Annotated in this window: 1 protein-coding gene; it reads right to left on the bottom strand. The window is 65.1% G+C overall.

Going from position 1 to position 1,437, the window contains the following annotated elements; all coding sequences use genetic code 11:
* Nucleotides 1-9 precede the first annotated feature (9 nt).
* On the bottom strand, nucleotides 10-1,164 hold the full coding sequence (locus BST13_RS38020; RefSeq protein ID WP_083171373.1) for an IS30 family transposase: 1,155 nt from the start codon (nucleotides 1,162-1,164) through the stop codon (nucleotides 10-12).
* Between the last annotated feature and the right edge of the window lie 273 nt (nucleotides 1,165-1,437).

The raw sequence follows: 1,437 nt of genomic DNA on the forward strand, positions 1-1,437 counted from the left end.
CGCTTGGATTCAAGCGGTGGCTGCAACGAATGTGGATGGGTCTGAGAGTAGTCGGTCGAGTTCTTCGGCGGGGGTGCGCCATTTGAGGCGTTTGCGTGGTCGGGCGTTGAGTTCGGCGGCGACTTGGTCGAGCCAGCCCGGCCCGTAGAACGACAGGTCGGTGCCTTTCGGGAAGTATTGGCGTAGTAGTCCGTTGGTGTTCTCGTTGGTGCCGCGCTGCCAGGGGCTGTGTGGGTCGCAGAAGTAGATCGGCAGTCCGGTGGCCTCGGTGATCTTGGTGTGCAGAGCCATTTCGCTGCCTTGGTCCCAGGTCAGCGAGCGGCGCAGGACCTCGGGGATCTCGGGGACCTTGGCGCTCATGGCGTCAGCCAGGGTGGCCGCGGTGCGGTCGCCGGGCAGGTGCAGCAGCATCACGAATCCGGTGGTGCGCTCCACCATGGTGCCGATCGCCGAGCCCGAGGCAGTGCTGCCCAAAATGAGGTCGCCCTCCCAATGCCCGGGGATCGCCCGGTCATCGGCCTCCTTGGGCCGGTCGGCGATGTTGATCATGTCTTTGAGCTTGCCCCGGTTGGTTTCCTTGCGGCCCTGCGGTTTTCGCTGAGTACGACCGGTCCGCAACGCGGTCTTGACCAGCCGGGCCAACTCCCCACGGGGCTGAACATAGAGAGCTTGGTAGATCGTCTCGTGTGACACCCACATCTCCGGATCGTCGGGAAAATCCTGCCGCAGCCGCGCCGCGATCTGCGCCGGACTGTGCCGCTGTTTCAAGCGTGCCACCACCTCGGCCAACAGCGCAGGGTGGTCTTCGAGCCGGCGCACCTTGGGCCGCCGACGATTGGCCCCGGCGATATCCTGGCCCACCCGCGCTCGATACCCCGAGTTGGTCAACCCGCGGGCGATCTCGCGGCGAATCGTGTCCTTGTGGCGACCCAACAGCTGGGCAGCCTCGATCGGGCGATAACGCTGTTCGAGCAGCTCTTCGAGCCGACAGCGCTCGATAAACGTCAACGGCCCCGTCGGCGACGCCAGGTCGTCAGAGGACTGCACATCAACGCAAACCGGTGTTCGAGGCACATATCCAGCCTTCCTGATCCACAACCGCCCCGTGGTTTCGGACACCCCGGCACCGACCGCAGCCTCGGTCACCGTGGCCCCGGAGTACATCGCCGCCCAGAACGCGTCACGAGCCGACTGCGAATACCGAATACCCCGATGCTTGCCACTGGACTGATACCCCGCCGACATGGCCCACATTCGACCCGTCGTCGGCGACACCCCGGCAACCGTGGCCGCAGCCGTCGGCGACAACCCGGAACTCACCGCATCCCAAAATCGCTCCCGCACCGCCGCTGGCACCCGACGCGACCCCTGCACCCGAAATCCCATCGAACAACACCGCCCAAAAATCAGGTGTTGCAGCGACCACTTGACTCTGAG

The organism is Mycobacterium aquaticum, assembly GCF_002086485.1.
Classification (GTDB): Bacteria; Actinomycetota; Actinomycetes; order Mycobacteriales; family Mycobacteriaceae; genus Mycobacterium; species Mycobacterium aquaticum.